This window comes from Rothia sp. P5764, assembly GCF_048512965.1.
In the GTDB taxonomy this organism is placed as follows: Bacteria; Actinomycetota; Actinomycetes; order Actinomycetales; family Micrococcaceae; genus Rothia.
Genome location: NZ_JBLXXQ010000009.1, coordinates 1 through 19,353, shown reverse-complemented (window position 1 = coordinate 19,353; position 19,353 = coordinate 1). Strand labels below are relative to the sequence as shown.

General features: G+C 56.4%; 27 protein-coding genes. 23 read left to right on the top strand and 4 right to left on the bottom strand.

Annotated features, from left to right (window positions below):
- Positions 1-10: 10 nt before the first annotated feature.
- The 19 genes from ACN08Y_RS10290 (at position 11) to ACN08Y_RS10200 (ending at position 15,475) form a co-directional block, all read left to right on the top strand.
- Positions 11-388, top strand: coding sequence for a head decoration protein (locus tag ACN08Y_RS10290; protein ID WP_419112637.1), 378 nt, complete (start codon positions 11-13; stop codon positions 386-388).
- Between the two features lie 15 nt (positions 389-403).
- Positions 404-1,432 (top strand): major capsid protein, encoded by a 1,029-nt coding sequence (locus ACN08Y_RS10285; protein ID WP_419112636.1) that lies wholly within the window; start codon positions 404-406, stop codon positions 1,430-1,432.
- Positions 1,433-1,511: 79 nt separating this feature from the next.
- Positions 1,512-1,763, top strand: coding sequence for a hypothetical protein (locus ACN08Y_RS10280; RefSeq protein WP_419112635.1), 252 nt, complete (start codon positions 1,512-1,514; stop codon positions 1,761-1,763).
- 77 nt (positions 1,764-1,840) lie between these two features.
- Positions 1,841-2,152: a hypothetical protein gene (locus ACN08Y_RS10275; protein ID WP_419112634.1), complete on the top strand. Its 312-nt coding sequence runs from the start codon at positions 1,841-1,843 to the stop codon at positions 2,150-2,152.
- Complete coding sequence (locus ACN08Y_RS10270; protein ID WP_419112633.1) at positions 2,152-2,505, top strand: hypothetical protein; 354 nt, start codon at positions 2,152-2,154, stop codon at positions 2,503-2,505. The genes ACN08Y_RS10275 and ACN08Y_RS10270 overlap by 1 nt, the downstream gene beginning before the upstream one ends.
- Positions 2,506-2,512: 7 nt before the next feature.
- Positions 2,513-2,749, top strand: coding sequence for a hypothetical protein (locus tag ACN08Y_RS10265; protein WP_419112632.1), 237 nt, complete (start codon positions 2,513-2,515; stop codon positions 2,747-2,749).
- A gap of 3 nt (positions 2,750-2,752) precedes the next feature.
- Positions 2,753-3,175: a hypothetical protein gene (locus ACN08Y_RS10260; RefSeq protein ID WP_419112631.1), complete on the top strand. Its 423-nt coding sequence runs from the start codon at positions 2,753-2,755 to the stop codon at positions 3,173-3,175.
- A 4-nt stretch (positions 3,176-3,179) separates the two neighbouring features.
- Positions 3,180-3,380, top strand: a complete 201-nt coding sequence (locus ACN08Y_RS10255) for a hypothetical protein (protein WP_419112630.1) — start codon at positions 3,180-3,182, stop codon at positions 3,378-3,380.
- Between the two features lie 96 nt (positions 3,381-3,476).
- Positions 3,477-4,043: a hypothetical protein gene (locus tag ACN08Y_RS10250; RefSeq protein WP_419112629.1), complete on the top strand. Its 567-nt coding sequence runs from the start codon at positions 3,477-3,479 to the stop codon at positions 4,041-4,043.
- 110 nt (positions 4,044-4,153) lie between these two features.
- Positions 4,154-4,447 carry a hypothetical protein gene (locus ACN08Y_RS10245; RefSeq protein ID WP_419112628.1) on the top strand — a complete coding sequence of 98 codons (294 nt, stop codon included), beginning with the start codon at positions 4,154-4,156 and terminating at the stop codon, positions 4,445-4,447.
- Entirely contained in the window at positions 4,411-4,866 is a 456-nt protein-coding gene (locus ACN08Y_RS10240) for a DUF5361 domain-containing protein (RefSeq protein ID WP_419112627.1), read from the top strand. Before ACN08Y_RS10245 ends, ACN08Y_RS10240 begins: the two co-directional genes overlap by 37 nt.
- A 56-nt stretch (positions 4,867-4,922) precedes the next feature.
- Positions 4,923-8,969, top strand: coding sequence for a peptidoglycan DD-metalloendopeptidase family protein (locus ACN08Y_RS10235; RefSeq protein ID WP_419112626.1), 4,047 nt, complete (start codon positions 4,923-4,925; stop codon positions 8,967-8,969).
- A 10-nt stretch (positions 8,970-8,979) separates the two neighbouring features.
- On the top strand, positions 8,980-9,849 hold the full coding sequence (locus tag ACN08Y_RS10230; RefSeq protein WP_419112625.1) for a phage distal tail protein: 870 nt from the start codon (positions 8,980-8,982) through the stop codon (positions 9,847-9,849).
- Positions 9,849-10,934 carry a Gp37-like protein gene (locus ACN08Y_RS10225; protein WP_419112624.1) on the top strand — a complete coding sequence of 362 codons (1,086 nt, stop codon included), beginning with the start codon at positions 9,849-9,851 and terminating at the stop codon, positions 10,932-10,934. Before ACN08Y_RS10230 ends, ACN08Y_RS10225 begins: the two co-directional genes overlap by 1 nt.
- Before the next feature lie 2 nt (positions 10,935-10,936).
- Positions 10,937-11,860 (top strand): hypothetical protein, encoded by a 924-nt coding sequence (locus tag ACN08Y_RS10220; protein ID WP_419112623.1) that lies wholly within the window; start codon positions 10,937-10,939, stop codon positions 11,858-11,860.
- 15 nt (positions 11,861-11,875) lie between these two features.
- Positions 11,876-12,298, top strand: a complete 423-nt coding sequence (locus tag ACN08Y_RS10215; protein ID WP_419112622.1) for a hypothetical protein — start codon at positions 11,876-11,878, stop codon at positions 12,296-12,298.
- Positions 12,291-12,728 (top strand): hypothetical protein, encoded by a 438-nt coding sequence (locus ACN08Y_RS10210; RefSeq protein WP_419112621.1) that lies wholly within the window; start codon positions 12,291-12,293, stop codon positions 12,726-12,728. Before ACN08Y_RS10215 ends, ACN08Y_RS10210 begins: the two co-directional genes overlap by 8 nt.
- A 15-nt stretch (positions 12,729-12,743) precedes the next feature.
- Complete coding sequence (locus ACN08Y_RS10205) at positions 12,744-14,093, top strand: hypothetical protein (RefSeq protein WP_419112620.1); 1,350 nt, start codon at positions 12,744-12,746, stop codon at positions 14,091-14,093.
- A complete protein-coding gene (locus tag ACN08Y_RS10200; RefSeq protein ID WP_419112619.1) occupies positions 14,090-15,475 on the top strand; it encodes an SGNH/GDSL hydrolase family protein in 1,386 nt (461 codons plus the stop codon). Before ACN08Y_RS10205 ends, ACN08Y_RS10200 begins: the two co-directional genes overlap by 4 nt.
- Here ACN08Y_RS10200 and ACN08Y_RS10195 read toward each other — a convergent pair.
- Positions 15,472-16,146, bottom strand: coding sequence for an SGNH/GDSL hydrolase family protein (locus ACN08Y_RS10195; protein ID WP_419112618.1), 675 nt, complete (start codon positions 16,144-16,146; stop codon positions 15,472-15,474). The two genes, ACN08Y_RS10200 and ACN08Y_RS10195, sit on opposite strands and share 4 nt — an antisense overlap.
- Positions 16,147-16,260: 114 nt before the next feature.
- On the opposite strand from ACN08Y_RS10195, the gene ACN08Y_RS10190 reads away from it, so the two are divergent.
- The 4 genes from ACN08Y_RS10190 to ACN08Y_RS10175 all read left to right on the top strand — a co-directional run bounded on the left by ACN08Y_RS10190 (position 16,261) and on the right by ACN08Y_RS10175 (position 18,158).
- A complete protein-coding gene (locus ACN08Y_RS10190) occupies positions 16,261-16,659 on the top strand; it encodes a hypothetical protein (protein ID WP_419112617.1) in 399 nt (132 codons plus the stop codon).
- Positions 16,660-16,738: 79 nt separating this feature from the next.
- Positions 16,739-17,701 (top strand): LysM peptidoglycan-binding domain-containing protein, encoded by a 963-nt coding sequence (locus tag ACN08Y_RS10185; RefSeq protein ID WP_419112616.1) that lies wholly within the window; start codon positions 16,739-16,741, stop codon positions 17,699-17,701.
- A 1-nt stretch (position 17,702) separates the two neighbouring features.
- Positions 17,703-17,993, top strand: coding sequence for a hypothetical protein (locus ACN08Y_RS10180; protein ID WP_419112615.1), 291 nt, complete (start codon positions 17,703-17,705; stop codon positions 17,991-17,993).
- A gap of 12 nt (positions 17,994-18,005) precedes the next feature.
- A complete protein-coding gene (locus ACN08Y_RS10175) occupies positions 18,006-18,158 on the top strand; it encodes a hypothetical protein (RefSeq protein WP_419112614.1) in 153 nt (50 codons plus the stop codon).
- Between the two features lie 88 nt (positions 18,159-18,246).
- Here ACN08Y_RS10175 and ACN08Y_RS10170 read toward each other — a convergent pair whose 3' ends face one another.
- The 3 genes from ACN08Y_RS10170 to ACN08Y_RS10160 all read right to left on the bottom strand — a co-directional run bounded on the left by ACN08Y_RS10170 (position 18,247) and on the right by ACN08Y_RS10160 (position 19,129).
- Complete coding sequence (locus ACN08Y_RS10170; RefSeq protein ID WP_419112613.1) at positions 18,247-18,468, bottom strand: hypothetical protein; 222 nt, start codon at positions 18,466-18,468, stop codon at positions 18,247-18,249.
- A 118-nt stretch (positions 18,469-18,586) separates the two neighbouring features.
- The gene (locus ACN08Y_RS10165) at positions 18,587-18,826 is read right to left on the bottom strand and encodes a hypothetical protein (protein WP_419112612.1); all 240 of its coding nucleotides are present in this window, start codon (positions 18,824-18,826) and stop codon (positions 18,587-18,589) included.
- Positions 18,827-18,838: 12 nt separating this feature from the next.
- Complete coding sequence (locus tag ACN08Y_RS10160; RefSeq protein WP_419112611.1) at positions 18,839-19,129, bottom strand: hypothetical protein; 291 nt, start codon at positions 19,127-19,129, stop codon at positions 18,839-18,841.
- Between the last annotated feature and the right edge of the window lie 224 nt (positions 19,130-19,353).

Here is a 19,353-nt window from a genome sequence, read left to right as displayed (position 1 = left end):
GGGAATCCTTATGGATCTCTCAATTACCCGTAAGGGCTTTACTGGGGATAATCTTTCCTGGCTTGGTTCCGCGCATGGAACTAACGCCGCGCGAACCATCACCCTTGACCTTACCTCTGGTTTCTCTGAGGCTGATTTTTACAAGAAGGGTTTTATCCCTTCTGGTGTGCCGGTGACCAAGCTGAGTTCTGGCCTGTACGGGCTGTATAAGGAGTCCTCCGATACTCCTTTGGCTGGGTTTATTCTGACCCCGCAGTCCGTGCCTTCTGCGCCCACTGTCCGTATTTCTGCGCCTCTGCTTGACCATGGGCGCGTTATTGAGTCCAAGCTCCCGGTCACTCTCCCTGCTAAGGGCAAGACCGAGGCCACTCACATTATCTTCGTCTAAGGAGCATGACCGCTTATGGCACTTACTTACACTGACTCTTACGGGTCTGCTGCGACCCTCACTGGTTTCGTCCGCACTGTGCTGGACCAGCCTACCGATGCTTTTTCTCTGGCTCGCTTTCTGCCCGATGAGGGTATCGATGACATTGATTTCCGCGCTCAGGTTGGCGGTGACGCGCTGTCTCGCGCGGCGGTTTTCCGCACCTACGATGCTGAGTCACCGATTACTGGTGTCAGCCAGGCTCAGACCGTTCAGGGTTCTCTGCCGCCCATTTCGCTCAAGACCCGCGTAAGCGAGTACGACCGCATCAAGTGGGCTAACCGTGGCAATCAGCAGGCGCTTCTTGAGGACAAGACCGAGACGGCTGGCCTTGAGCTGGCTAAGGCTATCCGTACCCGCCTTGAGGTTGCTCGTGGGCAGGCGCTTATGGATGGCAAGGTCACTATCTCCGAGAATGGCCTTTCCCTGAGCGTTGATTTTGGTCGCAAGGCTGAGCATACCCAGACTGCTTCACAGCTTTGGGGCACTTCGCAGGCAACCCCGCTGGCTAACCTCATCGCATGGCGCGATATCTACTCTGATACTAACGGCGCTGACCCGACCTCGCTGGTCATGTCGCGTAAGGCGCTCACCGCTCTTCTGAACTCAGACGATACCCGCCACCAGGTTTACGGCACCAGCAACGACACCCGCATGGTAACCGTTGATGACCTCAACCGCCTGCTCAACTCCCACGGCCTGCCTTCGGTCACCGTTTACGGCGCTAAGTACACCGCTGAGAACGGCAAGGCCGCCGAATTCATTGACTCCAAGAAGATTCTCTTCGCAGGTGGCGTCACCGATGAGGTTGGTAAGACCTTCTGGGGCGTTACCGCCGAGGCACTTGAAGCTAAGTACGAGATTGATGAGGCTCTACAGCCTGGTATCGTCGTCTCTTCCTTCATTGATAACGACCCTGTGGCGCTGTGGGTGAAGGCTTCTGCTGTTGCTCTGCCGGTCTTGCAGGCTCCTAACCAGACTTTCGCAGCGACTGTGCTCGCATAGGTCTTTCGGTTTTGGGTGCGCGGTTACTTGTCGAGGCCGCGCACCCTATCTCATATTCTCTATTTGATTGGAGGGCATGATGCCTAAGCTGATTGCTAATACCACGGTTCTTGATGGGTTCGTGGCGAAGGTCCTGCTTGCTGGTGAGGAGCTTCCTGAGTGGGCTGTTGGCCTGGTGGGTGAGCACCTGCTTGACGAGGCCCCTGCCCCCGAGCCTGCGCATGTTGAAGATGATGATGAGCAGGATAATGAGCCTGCCGCTGTTTCTTCTGGGGAGCCTGATTTCACGAAGCCTGCCCCGAAGCGTGGCCGTCCCCGTAAGCAGCGCTAATGGGGGGTCCGTTCTCAACCCTGGGCGATCTAAAAGCGCATTGGCCGGGTCTGCCTGAGCATCTTGAAGATGAGGCAGTGCAGAAGCTGTCTGAGGCGAGTATCGAGATTAGGGGCCTGTACCCGGATATTGATGCGCGCCTGCAAGCTGGTGTTATCGGTACCGATGTTGTTGGTCTGGTGGTTAATCGCATGGTCAAGCGTGCCCTAGAGCAACCTGCTGATGAGATGCCAGCCGGTTTGACCCAGTTTCAGACCACGGTGGGCCCGTTTGCTCAGTCTATGAGCTTTTCTGGGCGTGACGGCGCGGTCTACCTAACAAGGGCAGATAAGAACCTGTTGGCTCCTAAGAAGGTTGAGCGTAAAGCCTGGACGATTGAGGTGGTCTGATGCTTTTTACTGGCACCTTTGATATCCAGGTGCGCCGGGTGGTCTGGTCTGCCCCGAACGCCCACGGTAACCGGTCGCGGTCGCTGGGGGAGGCTGAGCCATTACCCGTGTACGCGGTCGCCCCTACCTCGCAGGAGGAACCTGGGGTGCAGGGCCGTAGGTTCTCTACTGAAACCGGGTGGGACGTTTACGCCCCAGCAGGCACCCAGGTTAGCGCCCATGACGTTGTTATTCTCCCGAACGTGGGGGAGTGCGAGGTGATTGGTGAGCCTGAGATTTGGGCTCAGCGGGTTTTCGGTCTCGGTAAAAATGTTGGTGGGGTTCGCTTCACCGCCCAAAAGAATAAGGGGTGACCGTTTTTTGTCGAAGATGAGAATTGAACTCAACAGCCCGGGCATACGCAAGTACCTACAAGGCGAGAGCGTACAGGGAGCACTTAGGCGTGAAGCTGAGCGTATCGCGCAGGCATCTGGTGAAGGGTACGAGGCCAACGTCAAAGTAGGTCGAACCCGCGCCCTCGCGAACGTCCGAGCAAACACCGTTGAAGCCCGCTTAGACAACTCTAAGCGCAACACAATCCTACGGAACGCGAGGTAAAACATGGCCGAATACGAAGTTCCTGTTCCCCGCGATATTGAGGCAGATATCGTAGCTTCTTTCGCTGAGGCCGGTATCAACGCCTCAACCATCGTACCCGCCGACCGTAAAGCAGGAACCATTCGTGTTTCCCGCACCGGTGGCACCGACGATGAGTATGAGGGGCAACGCGATGTTGCCGATCTGCTCGTTGAGGTGTGGGCCGATGACTCTGTGGAAGCTTATGCTACCGCGCAGAGGTGCTACGCGGCGCTTATGGCTCTTGCTTTGCGTGGTAGAACCGCGCAGGGGGAGGCTATCTATTCAGTAGAGGTAGCCCCGCCACGTACTTATGACGACCCGCTGACACCTGACCTTTACCGCGTCACTTTCACCGCGCAGATTTCCACGACTCTTGAAAATATCTCTATCCACTTGGAGGATTAACCCCATGGCAACAGAAACCTACACCCCCGTGACCCTTTTCCACCCTACTATCCCCGACGTTATTCACGTCTGTGAGTCTGCTGATGAGCAGACCGCGTGGGCGAACCAGGGGTGGCTCACCGAGGAAGAACTCAAGCAACGCCCGCAGGCCCCAGACGTAACCGTCGAGGTTGTCCACAAGACCCCGGCCAAGGCTAAGGTTTAGCCCCTCCGCTGTTACTTTTTGCCCCCAAGCACAAGTAAATCTTCCCAATTTTCAAGGCTCCACATGGGGGCCTTTGCTATTTAAGGAGCAAAAATTATGGCGACAGTCATTAACCAGACCCGTGTGGGTGCGCCCGCGAAGGCAACTGGCGGTATCAGTATTGCACCGCTCGGCACCGCGCTGCCCACCGACGCTAAGACCCCGCTTGACCCAGCGTTCAAGCTCTCCGGTCTTATCAGCGAGGACGGCCTGAACGAGTCACCCAAGCGCGACACCGAAGATATCAAAGCGTGGGGCGGGCATCTGGCCCGTGTTCTACAGGCCGACTACGCGATTGAAGTGTCCCTGACTTACATCGAGCGGACTGAGGAGACCCTCAAGGAAGTCCACGGCGACTCGAACGTGAACGTTCAGACCTCTGGCGCTGAGCGCAACGTCTCTATCACCAAGAACGCCACCCAGCTTGAAACCAAGGCCCGTATCGCAGACATGCTTGACGGCAAGACCAAGGTGCGCCTGGTCTACCCCCGCTCACAGATTACGAGCGTTGGCGAGTCCAGCTACAACCACAAGGGCCTTATCACCTACCCGGTCACGCTCAAGTGCTACCCGGACGAAAACGGTAACTACGGTTACGAGTATGAGTCCACCGCTCTGGCCTAGGTCACAGTTTTCCCGGTGGGCAGGCTTTTTCTTGGGGGCTCGCCTGCCTGCCGGGTTACCAACCCCATGCCCCCACACCTTTTACTGATTCTTTCTAAGGAGCACCCCGAATGTCCTCAAACCGCAACCGCAACCGTAAGCGCCCCACCGACCGTCTGCCCGCAAACGGCGACACCGTCGCAGTACACACCCCTAAGGGCGTAATCAAAATCAAGAAATTCAACCCCACTGCCGGGTTCCTCCGCAAGCATCGAAACGCATCAGAAATAGACACCATGATGAGCCTGGTAGAAAACCACGCCAGCGAAAAGGCTCTAGCGGTATTCGATGAGCTCAGCATCAAGGAGATGAAGAGCTTCTTCGAGGAATGGCAGGAAATCTCCGGGGTAAACCTGGGGGAATAACTGCCGTCCTTGATCTTATCGAGGACGGTCATGGTGAAGCCCTAGAGGCTGACCTTCTTACTCACGGTATGCGGCTTGACCAGGCAGGGGGTTCCCTGCCCTGGCGGGCCGTATTCGTTTTTGCCCGTCGTATGCTCGACACCCCCGGCACCGCGCTCGCCGTCTCTGTGCACGGGCCGGGGGCACGCTGGACCGTGCAAGAGCAACTACTCACCGCGCTGAATAACCGGGCTACCTGGCTTGCATGGTCTAAGAGCAAAGACGCAGAAAAGGGCGGGAAACCACCTAAACCTGTCTATCTTCCTGGTCTTGAACCAGAAGAAGAAAAGGGTAAACACTATGGGTCTGCCGCTCCTATGGCTGATGTGCTCGAAATGCTGGGCCCCGAAGCTAAGGCACTCTACGGAGACCTCATATAGCCCCAAAGAAGTAAACAGACCAAAAAATCTTATCTACCTCTAAAGGGGGTGCGCGTGTGGCTATTGAGCTAGCAAAAGCCTACCTCCCCATCATTCCCTCACTAGGTAAAGGATTCAAAGCCAACCTAGAGAAAGAAATCGGTGGGGCAGTTGAGCAAGCCGCTGATAACGCTGGATCGGGTTTCGGAGACCGGATTTTTAAGGGTCTAAAGGTGGGCGCGGTAGCTGTAGGAACCGCCGCAGGCGGTCTACTAGCAACCTCCCTGGTTAAGGGTTTCGGTCGTCTCTCTGCTATTGAGAGCGCAGAGAAAAAGCTTGAAGGGCTAGGCCATACCGCTGAAGGCGTTTCAACCATCATGGACAGTGCCCTAGCGTCGGTCAAGGGCACAGCCTTTGGCCTGGACGAAGCCGCCACAACTGCTTCTGCGGCAGTCGCCGCGGGTGTAGAACCTGGTAAAGAACTAACCCGGTACCTCGGGCTAGTCGGTGACGCGGCCACTATCGCGGGCACTGATATGGCCTCGATGGGGTCAATCTTCAACAAGGTCATGACCTCCGGCAAGGTTCAAGGCGATGTTTTCGCTCAGCTCTCTGACGCAGGTATTCCCGTTGTCCAGATGCTTGCCAAGGAAATGGGCATCACCGCCGAGGAAGTCTACAAGCTAGGCTCCGAGGGCAAAATCAGCTCAGATACTTTCATCGAGGCGATGTCCTCGATGGAAGGCGCAGCGCTCAAGGGCGGCGAGACCACCACCGGCGCTTACAAAAACACTATAGCGGCGCTGAGCCGCTTTGGCGCTGCCGTGCTAGAGGACATTTTCCCTCTCATCGGCCCTGCCCTGAACCAGGTTACAGAATGGCTCGACGAAGCCACTAATGCTGTTGGGCCGTTCATGGACGAGGTTGTGGGCGGGTTCCGTGCTTTCGGGGCGGCATGGACCGCGAATGACGGGGATATAACCTCTAGCGGGTTCCCCGGCTTCATGGAGGAAGTGGCTTACTGGCTTCACCAGGGCTACGATGCCATGAATAAGTGGTACCCGGTGTGGATGCCATTTGCCTCCGGCGTTGCCGCTGTCACCGGCACCTTCGTCGCCTACAAGGTAGCCCTGCAAGCTGTAGCAACTGCCCAAGGCATCATGACAGCGGTAACTACCGCCTGGCAGGTCATTACCGGTGTGCAGACTGGCACACTGTGGGGCCTTACTGCTGCGCAGTGGGCGGCTCTTGCTCCTATTGCTCTGACTGTTGGTGCGCTTGTAGCTCTAGCCGTCGGTATCAAAATGGCCTATGAGCGCGTTGGGTGGTTCCGCGACCTCGTAGACACCGCCTGGGCCTGGATCAAGTCAGTTATCTCAGGTGTCGTTGATTGGTTCACCGGCACAGCTGTCCCGGCCTTCCAGGGCGCGCTGGCCGCTATTGGAGACTGGTTCACGGGTCTTTACCACGATTACATTGCGCCTGTCTGGGGCTGGGTGAAGCAGTCGGTCTCTGACGTGGTCGGCTGGTTTACTGATGTTGCGGCTCCTGCTATTGGTGGGGCGCTCGCCACTGTTGGCGGATGGTTCGCTCGGATGAATTCCGAGTACGTTCAGCCAGCCATGCAGGCTGTCAAGGATATTTTTGGCGGCGTTGTCTCATGGCTTGGTGAGGTTGTTGGTTGGCTAGGCGAAAAATTTAGCTGGCTTTACGAGAATGTCATTCACCCGGTGTGGTATGCGGTGATGGCGACCATTACGATGGTGGCCGCTATCCTCCTTACCATTTTCCAGGGTATTGCCTGGGTAGTAACCACCCTGCTGGGGCCGGTATTCACTTGGCTTTATGAGAGCGTTATCAAGCCGGTATGGGGCTTTATCCAGGGCGCTATCGCTGGGTTTATGGGCTGGTGGCAGGACACTGCGGTGCCGTTCATTCAGGCGGCGGTGTGGGTTCTGCAGCAGGTCTGGGAAACCTACAAAGACCAGCTGGTCGCCGTCTGGAATTTTGTAACCTCGGCTATTCAGGGCTTCCTGGACTGGTGGAACGGTGTTGCCGTTCCCTTCATCCAGGCCGCTATCGCCGTGGTTACGCTAGCGTGGCAGGCTTTCTCCACCGCGGTTGGCTTGGTCTGGGATTGGATTAGCTCGAAGATTTCAGCTGTCTGGTCATGGGTCCAGAACAGAGTGCTCATCCCGGCTAAGGCCTTCCTTGAGAATGTCCTCGTCCCGGCATTTATATTCTTGTGGAATCAGGTCAGCAACGTCTGGACTTGGATCTCGGACAAAATTTCATTTACGTGGAATTTTATCCGTGGCAATATCCTTGACCCGCTGGTGACTTTCCTCGACAGGACCGTTGGGGAAGCCTTCCGCACGCTCTGGCGCACGGTTGAGCAGGTCTGGACTTGGATTTCAGACAAGATTGCTGCGGTCTGGGATTGGCTGAAAAACTCGGTTCTCAAGCCCCTAGGTGAATATATCACCACCACTTTTGTTGGCTTCTTTGAAGCCGCGAAAGATGGCATCGGTAGGGCCTGGTCGGCCTTGAAAGACTTGGTGCGTGAGCCTGTCAGGTTCGTGATTGACACCGTTATCAATGGCGGCGTTATCAAGAACTACAATAACCTGGCCAAGCTCTGGGGCGGAGACCCGCTGGACGAGATGAAGTTCCCCGAGGGCTTCGCTCGTGGCGGTGTCCTCCCCGGCTACCAAAGCGCTAAGAAAGATGAACTGCTTGTGCCCATGCGCAAGGGCGAAGGCGTTATCGTGCCCGAAGCCACCCGAGCTCTTGGGCATAGCTTCATCTACGGCATCAACGCCGCCGCGAATAACGGTGGTATCTCAGGTGCCTCTAGCTGGCTTTCCCAGAACTTCGGTGGGGGCTACGCGACGGGTGGTGTTATTTCACCTCTGAAGCAGCGCTATCCGCTATCTCAGGGCTATAACCGAGTCCACAAGGGAATCGACATCGCCGCTCCCATCGGTACACCCATTTACGCAACAGCCGATGGCATTATCACCCATGCTGGTGCCGGTGCCCGCGCTCCTGGTGTTTGGGGCGGCAACGAGATTCACGTCAAGTCTGGCGGTCTCGAAAGGTGGTTCGCCCATCTCTCTGAGATTGCCGTGCGAGTCGGACATATGGTCCGACAAGGTGATTACTTGGGAAAGACCGGTAACACTGGTATCTCATCTGGGCCTCACCTGCACTTTGGCGTGTTCAACGGCGGCTGGCCTAACGATATCGACCCTCTGAGCTATCTCGGAGGTGCCGTCAACTTCGATGCCAGTGACCTTAGCGGAACAGGCGGTGGAGGCGGAGGCTCCTCAATCATTGGGATTCTCGCTGAGAAGCTCACGGCGCCAGTACGTGCCCTTTTGGACACTGCCAAGCAGAAATTTGGCGGGAATGTCTTTGCGAATATCCCGTTCAATATCGCCCAGAAAACCCTTGACTCTGTAGTCACCTGGGTCAGTAGCAAATTTGGCGGGAGCGAAAGCTCTGGCATGAGCACGAACTGGGAGCCTACAGTCCGCGACGCCTTGGCCCGCGCTGGGTTGCCTGTCCGAGATGACTATGTTGGGGCTTGGCTCCGCCAAATTCAGTCTGAATCTGGCGGCAACCCGAGGGCTGTCCAGAATGGTTACACCGATATCAACACCATTACTGGCGACTTGGCGCAAGGCCTTGTCCAGGTTATTGGCTCAACCTTCCAGGCCTATCGTGATCCTAGCTTGCCTAATGACCGTTTCGACCCTCTGGCGAATCTGGTTGCAGGTATGCGCTATGCAAAAGCTAGGTACGGGGCGTCGATGCTCAATGTTATCGGGCAGGGGCATGGGTATGCCCTTGGCGGTATTGTCGGTGAACCCCCTGCTCTTTACGATAAGGGCGGTCTTATTAATCGTGGTGTTCAGCTGATTGATCATCAGCGGTCTACCCCCGATTATGTGCTGACTGACCAGCAGTGGGCGGCGATGTACGAAATCGCTCAGTCCACAGCTTCGGCAAAGCCGAGTCAGCCTGCTATCCAAATCGGCAATGTCTACGCGCAAAACGCCGAGATGATGTTTGACCAGGTTGACAGGCTAAACCGTCAGCGCATGGCTCTAGCACTCTAAGGAGAAGAACATGGCTCTTGAAAACTCTTCCCCGCTGGTCTCTTTCCAGCGGGGTGAGCGAGTATTCTCCTTGGGAATCAGTGATGAGGATATTCTTCATCTGTATGGGTCCCAGGGGCTAGGGCTTCCGCCGGTTGATATTCAGCTGGTGGATCGTATAGGCACTGATGGGGCTAGAGAGAATGGTGTGAAGTATAAGGAGCGGGAGATTTTTATTCCGCTCCTTATCCACAAGCGCACCCTGGCCGAATGCACCGAGGTGCGCCGTGAGCTCTACAGCTTCCTAGCCCCGCATCATGGGCCGGTTGAAATCGTTGTTGAGGACCCGGCTACTGGTACCGTCCGCAGGATTAGCGGGCGCTATAAGGGCGGCCTTGAGGGTGATTTTGATAGTGGCTTTCACGGCTCATGGCAGACCCTTGGACTGAAGTTTGTTTGCCCTGACCCTTGGTGGCGGGGCGAACAAAACCTCATCTCGCTAAGCGTGGCCCCCGGTGTGAAGCCTTTTCTGTCGGAGACATCTCCGTTCTTCCCAGTGATTCTCTCTCAATCAGCTGTCCAGGACCGCTTTACGGTGGAGATCATTGGTGCTGGCGAGGTCGCCCCAACTTGGCAGGTCACTGGCCCCGGCGAGTATTTAATGATCAGCAACGGGGTTGAAACCTTCCGTGTGAATCATCAGCTCCGCGCCGGTGAAACCCTGATTATTGATACCGCTAGGCGGCGCCTAACCCCCGATGTATGGGAGAAAGTTCCGCTTTCTTCGAGGCTTTTTACTCTCAAGCCGGGGGCTAACCACCTGCATATCACAATGACGGGGGCTACCCCCGAAACTCGTGTGAACTTGGTTTACGCCGAGCGTTTCTTGGAGGCTATCTGATGTTATCGCTTTGGGCCCTCGACCCTACCGGGGTACCCAGGGGTCTACTCGAACCGCTTACCGCTAAGGCCGTCACCCGCTACAACAACCTGACCACTTTCCTCTTTGAGCTGGGGCTAGATGATGATTTGGTTCGCCGGCTTTCCCCTGGTTGGTCGGTCATGGCCACGGACGGCCCGTTGCACTTCTCCGGCGCTATCCGCGAATTTGTCACCCAGGTAGATGGGTCAGGCGGCACTCTCACCATCTCCGGCAGGTGCGAGCTTCACCGGCTAGCTGACCGGGTGGTCTATCCAGACCCCACCAAAGAACCAGGTGCGCAGGGCCGGGCCCGCTATGATCTGCGCGGCCCAGCCGAGACCATCATCAAAACCCTGGTGAACCTGAACGCTGGGCCGGCTGCTCTATCTGCTCGGCGCTCTCCTGCGCTGGTGGTTGCTGAATCACGCGGGCTCGGCGGTAACACCTCCTGCTCGGAGCGGTTCAGTAGCCTGCTTGAGGCCTGCCAGAAGGTAGCTAATCCTGCGGGCTTGCGTTTCATCGCGACCCGGAATGATGAGCGCCAGATTGTCTTTGATGTGGAGCCTACCCGTGACCTGACCCGTCAGGTACGGCTGGTCGCTTCCGGTGATGTGAAGAATGCTGCCCCCACTGGGAATGTTGTCATTGTCGGCGGGCAGGGCGAGGGCGCTGACCGAAAACTCAAAGAGTACACCAGCGCCCCCGGCACCTGGGGTCACCGCATAGAGACCTTCAAAGACCGGCGCGACACCAACGATGATACTGACCTTGATAAGGCCGGGGCTGAGGCACTCGCTGAGGCAGGCCCCAGGAACTCCGCCAGCTTCACGCTCGAAGAAGATGATGGCACCACCTTCGGTATCGACTTCGACCTGGGCGACACCATCACTTTGGAGGTTGGCCCGGTGGAGTACACAGAGCAGGTCACGAGCGCTGAAATCACCTGGACCGGTACGGGGCGCACCGTGAAACTCGGGGTCGGCCCCGATGCAGAGAATATCCCTGCATGGTCGCCCCGTGTAAATGACTTGGCCGGAAGGCTACAAAGATTGGAGGCCCAATAAATATGACTGAAACATCATTCCCTATCCTTGAAGCTCCGCTGAATGTGGAGCAGTGGAAGTCAGTTGCCCGTGGCTTTGGCACCGGCGTGCTCGATGAGGGCGGAAACCCTTACAACCTGACGAGCTTGAACAACGTGAACAATACGGCAGTCATCGCCGTGGACACCAAGACCCATTTCAATCACGCGGTCGTATCGGGCTTCTATCACAAGATGGATGCGCCAATTAGCGTGGAGCTTCCTGCCGTGGCGCGGGCGACCACCTACCGGGTTGCACTCATGTATAACCCTTTGGATAAGGCCATGCCCGTCAAGCTGACCGTAGTCACCAGCCTAGATACCACCGGAGGCAAAGAATACCTGGTGCTCTGGGAAGTCACCCGCCAACCTAATCAGCTTCTGACCGACAGCGCTCGCGTCAAAAAGCGTCCGATTATCTCGCCGACGATCGTTGTGGACTCCAGGGAATCCCTGCCCGATGCATCAACGGTGCTTTGGGGGACCAGGGCTTTCATCCAGCAAACCGGCGTCGAAGTGCGCTCCTCATACACGAGCTGGGTAACGATCAGCCCCCACAGGGTAGGGCTTTCCCAACCTAGCGGGTGGGAAATACGCTCACCCACTGGTGGTATCCAGGTGACCCCGGCAGAAGGCGGCTTCTTCTGTACTGCGGGCATAAACCCGATTCGTCGAGCTTTTGGGTACACCATGCCTGGGACCTTCCATTCTATCGGTGAGGTTATTCCAGCTGGATATAGGCCAAGCTCCGAGATCTACACCTTGGTAAACCAAGGAAACGCGGTGCATGAAGCCTACCTAGCTACTAACGGACACCTTCATATCCGCTCCCGCACAGGAAACTTTTCGCTCAAAACCGGCGATTCGATGGGGATGACTTTCAGCTGGTTCACCCCTAGAACCTACTAACCAGAAAGGCAGGCAATGGCTAAGGAAATATCTGCCATGACCGATCAGGAGCTAGAAGCTCTTTACGTCGACGTTGCGCGTGAAAGAAACCGCCGTGAGAGTAGGGAAAGCGCAACCAAAGCCCTTGTGGAGGCTGTGGCCACTATACGCCCGACCCTTGAAGCCTATGCTGAAGCGTATTCCGCAAGTGATGCTGATTTAGCTTCTAGGATTTGTGATGCCCTTACCCAGGTGAGGGAAGCCGGAAAACCAGATGAAGCCACGCTCGCTCCCGCTCCGTCTGTAATGGAGTGGGTGCAGCCTGCGGGCTCACATGATGCTTACCAGGCGGGGGACATCGTGTTTTTCCAGGGGAAGAAATGGAAGTCTAGCCAGGACGGAAATGTCTGGTCTCCGGCAGCCTACCCTCAAGGCTGGGAGGAAGTAAGCAATGGCTAAGACGGTTAAACTGACTGGCGCTTTTTTGACCACTGAGGGTACGCCCCTTGCTGGCCGGGTTATCGTGGGCCCTGCCCCGGCGATGGTGGTCGCTCCCGACGAAGACGTTATCTACGCTGGGCCGACTGTTCTTCCGCTTGATGATAAGGGCAAAATCGAGGGCGAGATTATAGCCACCGAAGGGTGGGCCTACGAAGCAGTTTTCGAGCTGAAAACCACTGATGGGCGGTGCGTGCCTCAGAGGAACGCATACTTCCAGCTAACCGCGGACGCAGACCTCTCCGACATTCTCGAAGCCCAGATCCAGAACGGAACCCGCCGCCCCGTCCTCACATACTCAAGCTACCTGCCCGGCGAGATTACCGCTGCCGGAGCGACCCCTGACCCCGAAGATACCGGCGCAATCCTGGTGCCCGTGGCTTCGGCCTAGAAAAGGAGAAAAAATATGTCTAGCAAGGTTTCCCTTCCTATCCTTTCGGAAGGAAAGTTTACGGGCCGGGCGCTTGCCCATATCAACGAGCTAGCCGATGGGAAGGTTGGCGAGCTTGAGACCAAGACTTTTGAGGCTATCGGCCAGAAAGCTGATCAATCCACCTTCGACACCTTCCTTAATACCGTCTCCAACCAGATTTCTGATTCAGAAGCGCGTACTGCTCTGGCCGGGGCGCAGGCGGCTATTTCCGCGGAGCGGACGGCCCGTGAAGAGGCTGACGCCCGGCTTGCTGGGCGCTTAACCGCCATCGAAGAAGCTGAGCCTGACCTAAATGGTCTCGCTTCTGCAGAAGATTTAGCTCTTACTGATGCCAGAGTCTCCGCCCTTGAAAAAAAGCCAGCAGCTGGAATCTACATCGATGCCTACGGGCGAGAGCAAAAATACGTTTTCGTAACCTCTGACGTTGAGCCAGAAAAGACGAAGATAATCGATGGCGTTACCTACGAAGTCTGGTGGGTCCAAACCACCCCACCCGACCCCTCCCAGCATGTCCCGGCGCAGATCAAAATGGACGCGGCGACCCGCTCGTATGTGGTCCCGAAAGATGCGGGCGCTACTTATCAAATCGATGGGGTGCCGAAGTCGGCAGGGACATACACGGTTCCCGGGATGGGCGAGGCCACGGTTCAATGGGCCGCTGTTCCTAAGCCCGGGTTCTCATTTAAAGCAGGAGCCACAGTCTCCGGGACTTTGCGCTTCCCCGTAAAAACATTCGTCCCGGGCGATGTGATGATGTCGGATAGCTTTGACCGAGCTGATGGGCCTTTAGGCGGATCATCGTCAGACTCATTTGCCGGAGGTATACCCTACGCATGGAAATCCACGGGCTCAGTGCCTGCGATGATCGTTTCGGGGTATGTCACCCCCGGGTCAAGTATGGTCGCAGGTCTCCAGACCTACGCAGAGTACACCCTCCCGGCGGAACAGCAAAAACTATATATCGAATACACCCCGCGACCAGTCGCGTCCAAGCCTTGTACCTATACGATTACGCTGTACACGGCAGACGGGAATGTGCAGCTTCGAGGAGACAATAAAGGGGTCTCGGTCGTAACTCTGGTTACAGGCTCCACCCAGCTTACGGCGCTGACAACCGTCTCTGTCGCAGTGGGTGATAAGGTCCGATTCACCTACGACACGTCTGCCCCGAAGCTCGTCAATCTCACTACCGGACAAGAAGCCACATACGTGGGCTCAGACCCCTCACGCTTCCGACTCACGGGCAAAGCATCAAGCATTAAGCTTGATCTACGCCATGAGCTCTCCGCGATTGGAGATATAAAGGTGGGCATACCAGCATGAAGCTAGAAAATATTGCTATTACCCAAAGCGGCTCATGGAGCACAATATCAGTGTTCAAGCCTCATGAAGGCGGATGGGTAAAAGTCTCCGGTGCAAATTCAGAGTCTCCACTTTTTGTCCCCGATGAGGGGCCACTTCTCAACATCGCAACTGGGTGCGGAGTGATGGGAAATAATAATGGCACTGCCAATGGGCAAGGAGCTGGGGCAGGAACCCGCCACCTATTGCACGCGAACGTCGCATCATTCAGCCTGCTCTTCAGCATCAGGCCCAATCCCCAGTTCGGCGCAAACCAGCCCGGATCTATGAGATGCTCAATCCGTAGACCACAGTCTAGCCAGTGGGAGCCACTGACTTTCAGCGGAAAATCAGTGGTATCTGTGCACGGGTACACTGATGCGGAGTCAACCCCGCCTGCCCAGGATGTACTGAGCGACCCTGTATCTGGGCCTTTCTATGCTGGTGACATCATTGAGGTCATGACGTGGATGGTAAATACTGGGGAACAGTCAAAGGGGACGATGGGAACCTCAATAACGATAGACCCTAGCTACGATTTAGGAATCTCCCCAGGCGCTTATCAAGAGGTCGTGGCAGGAGGCGATGGCGGTTTTACCGGCAGACCAGGTAAATCTGCGCGCCCTGCTGGCTTTATAGCCCCATCTAAGCAGAAAGCCTCATGGGCTACTATCGGTGACTCGAACTCCGTAAACCCAGATAGAAACTACTTCTATCAAGCCTTACGAAGGCGAGGCCAGGCCGCCGTTATCCATGGTAAGCATGGTGAGTCGCTCGCGAAGATGCTCCATAAGGGCTGGTGGGATTTCCACATGGGCACTATGTTGCGCTACGCAGACTCGGTGTACTGTGCGCTGGGTACGAATGACTGTATTTTCGGTGCTTCGGCGCAAGCAGTAATGGAAGATATGGTGATTGCCTGGGCGAAAGCAGGTGCTAAGCGGTGGGTCCAGGGCACCGTCCCGCCTATGGCTACGACCTCAGATAATTGGGCTACCGTCGCTGGACAGGCTCCCACGGTACCCGGGCTACGGGCTATGGAAGTAAATCTCTGGCTTCGAGATGGGGCGCCCGTGAGAGGAGGGAAACCAGCTCCTGCAGGCGCTACAGGCTCTGACGTGTCGCGGGCCACCGTCATCGCTTATGATGGGGCCATCAAGCGAGGGTCAGGTACCCACCCTATGGGCTTAGGCTGGGTATCTGATACTGGAGGGGCGATTGAATCTACGCCTGGTTCAGGGGTCTACATGGCGGGCTTTCCTGCATCTGAGCATGGCGGAAATGACCCCACACATTACTATCAGGGTCTACATGATATCCAGGCTAAGCACCTTGAGCGCGATTTGAAACTGATGGGCTTCTAGCCCATCTCCTGCTTTATTTGCTGACCGAGAAGCACATACCCCTGGCCTTTGACGTGCACGCCGTCATTTACCAGGTACCCGGATAGCGTAGCCTCTGTAGGGATGAAGGTAGCTTCTTTTTGCTGTGATGCGACCGCAAGTGCCTGATTCACTTCATCGAGGTAGGCCTTATCGGCTGGGACTAGCGGCACCCCCAAGGTATAGACCTTTGCTTGTGGTGCGATACGGCGGGCTTCTGATATAAGCGATTCCATGGCCTGCTGGATCTGCTCGGGAGTACGACCTGCTATAGCGTCGTTAGTGCCAGCCCAGATAATCAGCTCGCTGGTATCAGAGTCCAGGTCGGTGCTGAGGCCTGCCTGGACTTCACTGATGGTCTTTCCTGATTGGCCTCGGTTAGCTACTGGCTTCCCGAGTACTTCGCTCCATGGGCCGCGCTCTGCTTGGGAATCGCCTAGCACCGTAATTTCTGCGCCTGGCAGGCCTGAAAAGCGTTCTTCCCCGTAGAAGTTATAGGCAGGGCGTCGCTCTTCCACAATCCCTAATTTTTGGGCTATCTCCCGGTAGCCTTCCTTACCTGGCGATAGCTGGTGAGCGTAAAGCATCCCTGTGCCGATCAAAAAAAGGTTTAAGAGAATTGAGACAGTCAGTAGTAGCTTGAGCTTTTTCATCGTGCTTCCAGGTAAGGATGTGGGGTGGTAAGCCTATTTTACCCGCTTTTTGTGACAGCTTTTAGGAGAAATAATTTTTCCTTATCCTACTCGCCAGCGTAAGGAGGTGAAAATATGGGACCAACTTTTTTCCCTTCCGAGGCATGGTCGCTCTTTAGCGTGGCTATCACCGCAGGCGGAGCACTAGTCGGGGCGCTGGTGACCGCCTGGGTTCAGCGGGGCAAGAACCGCGCCGATGCCTCCTTGGCGCTAGTGGATAACCTCCAAGAGGAAGTCAAGCGCCTACGCGCTGAGGTGGACGAGCTCCGCGAAAAGACCGGGCAAGCCTATAAGGAGATGTATCAAGCGCAGTCAGAGGCTTTCGCCATGAAAGATATAGCGCGCCTGCATATCTCGCTCTCTACCGCCTACATCTACCAGCTCAGGGCACACATCGATACCGGGCAAGGGCCACCGGCACCTGCCATTCCTGATGATTTGGCCGAGCTCATGACCCCCAAGCCCCCAGCGTAAATGAGGGCTTTTTCTTTACCCAAAAACACCTGCCCCGGCGCAGCAAGCGCCCGGGGCTTACCTATTTAAGGAGACACAAGTGTTTCTCACTGACCTAGCAGATAAACTGCGCGACTACACCGCACCTGACGGCTCAAAGCTCACCATCATCGAAACTGCCGGCTGGAAGCTACGAGGCTACGCAGGGCAGGGCATGGAAGGCGTCGAGGGCGTGCTCTGGCATCACACTGCCACCGCAGAAGCAGCATACGCCCGCTCAAACGCCCCCACCTTGAACATCCTTATCAATGGGCATTCCTTCTTACCCGGCCCTCTGTGCCAGCTGGGCCTGGCCCGTGATGGGTCCGTGTACGTGGTAGCCGCTGGCCTGTGTAATCATGCTGGCACCGGCAGTGCCTCCGGACTCTACCGCAACGTCGGCAACTCCTATTTCATCGGTATCGAGATGGAATCCTCCGGCGTGCGTGACGATTGGACGGAGGCTCAGCGCCGGGTCATGCCTCACCTGGGCGCCGCCCTGGAGCTCGGCTACGGCAAGGGCAAGGACTTCATCCAGATTGGGCACAAGGAATACTCCGACCAGGGCAAAATCGACCCGGCCTACATCGACATGGACTCCCTGCGCCTGGCCATCAACGACCTGCTTTACGGCGGAACCACGCATGTGGCTCCCGCTGCGCAGAACGCCGCCCCTGCACCTGGCTTCCAGACCGCCGTGGGCGATAACGAGTCGGCCCCGCACTGGGTGGTGACCCCTGGTGATACCCTGGCCAAGGTTGCCCGCTATTACTTCGGTAGCTCCTCGGCTGAGGATGTCAAGAAGCTGGCTGATTACAACGGTCTCAAGGACCCGAACCGCTTGGCTGTGGGTCAGCGTATCTTTATCCCCGGCCCGCTGGTGTGGACTGTGGAGCCTGGTGATTCTTGGGAGAAGATTGCAACCTACTACGGTTACAGTGTGGAGGCTGTCAAAGACCGCAACCCCGGTAAGTGCCTGACTCCGGGTACTGTGCTGACTCTGTGGAAGGCTGGTGAGCGCTAAAATGTCTATCCCAGGTTTCCGTGAAGAGCTGATCGAGGTTCCCCATGAAGGGGGAGAGCCGGGCCCTGTTGCTGAGGCTAAGGAAGCGGTGGCCGAGCTGGTTTCAGCCCGCGCCCGCCGCTGGGTCTACGCCCTCTACGCTCTGGGCTCGGTCATTCTCGGCGCGATCCAAGTCGGCTACAGCGCTGGGGGTTTCACACACCCAATCTGGCTGACCATCGCAACCGCAGTCTGGGTATTCTTAGGAGGCTCCCAGGGGCTACTGGCACTACTGAAGACCCCTTTGACCTAGTAGTCTGGTGGCATGGATAAAGCCCTGATTGTAGCTCAGTTCCTCTACGCCAATGACGGCAACCGCAACCTCCCCAAGCAGCGCGTTTGGGGTGAGCTGGCCCCGTATTGGAGAGAACGCTATCTGCAAAATGCCCGTGAGCTTCTTACTCTGATTGAAGAGTAAAAACGGGCTGGCCCCCTACCTCACCCCCGCTAAGGGGGCAGGTAGGGGGCCTTTCTTTTTATGCCCGAAATTTTTGTCTAAAAGTTTCCTAAGATGTTTCCTGCTTGCCAGCCCACCCCGGCGCGGGTACCGTAGCCCGCCAGTCCAGCAAGTGCTCCCGGGTCCAAGCAGGCTTACCGTTATGCTGGTAGCCCTGGTCAGGTATCGGGTAGCGCTTATGGGCATAAGCGAAAGCCTGATAGGAGTCATACCCTGCCGCCTCCGCCGCGCCCTTGCCGCTGTAAAGCTCTACTAGCTTCTGCTCTCCCATAATCCGGAGCCTTTCTTGTAGAATGATAGTATGCGCCTTTCCTTTGGCGCGTTGTTCCCCAGGCTACTGGGGCTAGCCCCCGGCATCTGCTTTCCGCATTGAGATGCCGGGGCATCTTTTAAGGCTCAGTGGGTGAGGTAAAAACATTGACGCTGAAACCATGCCCCGCTAACTGGTCGGCGATATGTTCGACCATCTGGGTGTGTTCTTCGAGGCTGAGCTCAAAGACCCCTGCCTTACGCAGTGAAGCTTCATTCTCGTAAATGGGAAGATCTATAGCTTCGGGTTCACCCTTGGTTGCGCGAAGGTGCAGGGCTTGGTCTATAGCTTTTTGCGCGGCTTGCTCAAAGGTGCTCATGTTGGCCTTTCTTTAGCGTAGGTGGCGTGGTGTTAGCCCGCCCTGGGTGTTGCCCAGCTCAGGGGTTCGTCCTGATTCGGAGCGGGCCTGTTCCCATGCTTGGCAGAAGCGGCTATCGATGTCTGCCTTGGTGGATGGATTTATGCGATTGCCAAGAATGTGTTTAGCGTAGAGCTTGCGGAGGCGACGGAGGTCCTTGCCGTGGCGTGCCGATTCTGCCAGAGCTTCCATGTAGGTGGGGGAGTCGGTGATTGCTTTGTAGGCTACGGCGTTGTCTGCGTGGATTTTGGTGTATGTGCTCATTTGGTTGTTCCTTTGTTTGTTGTTCTCTTGGTCGGCTTGCTTCTGGGTGAGGGGGCTTTCCGTTCCCCTTCATGACTCTACTTTATCATAGGTAAAGTAGAGTGTGCAAGGTTTTTCGTTAACTTTTTTTAGATTTCAAAGTGGTGAGTTTGTGGTGACTTTTTGGGTTTGTGTCGGCGCTTTGCCTTGAAAATAAAGAGGATTGAAGTGATTACCATGATGAC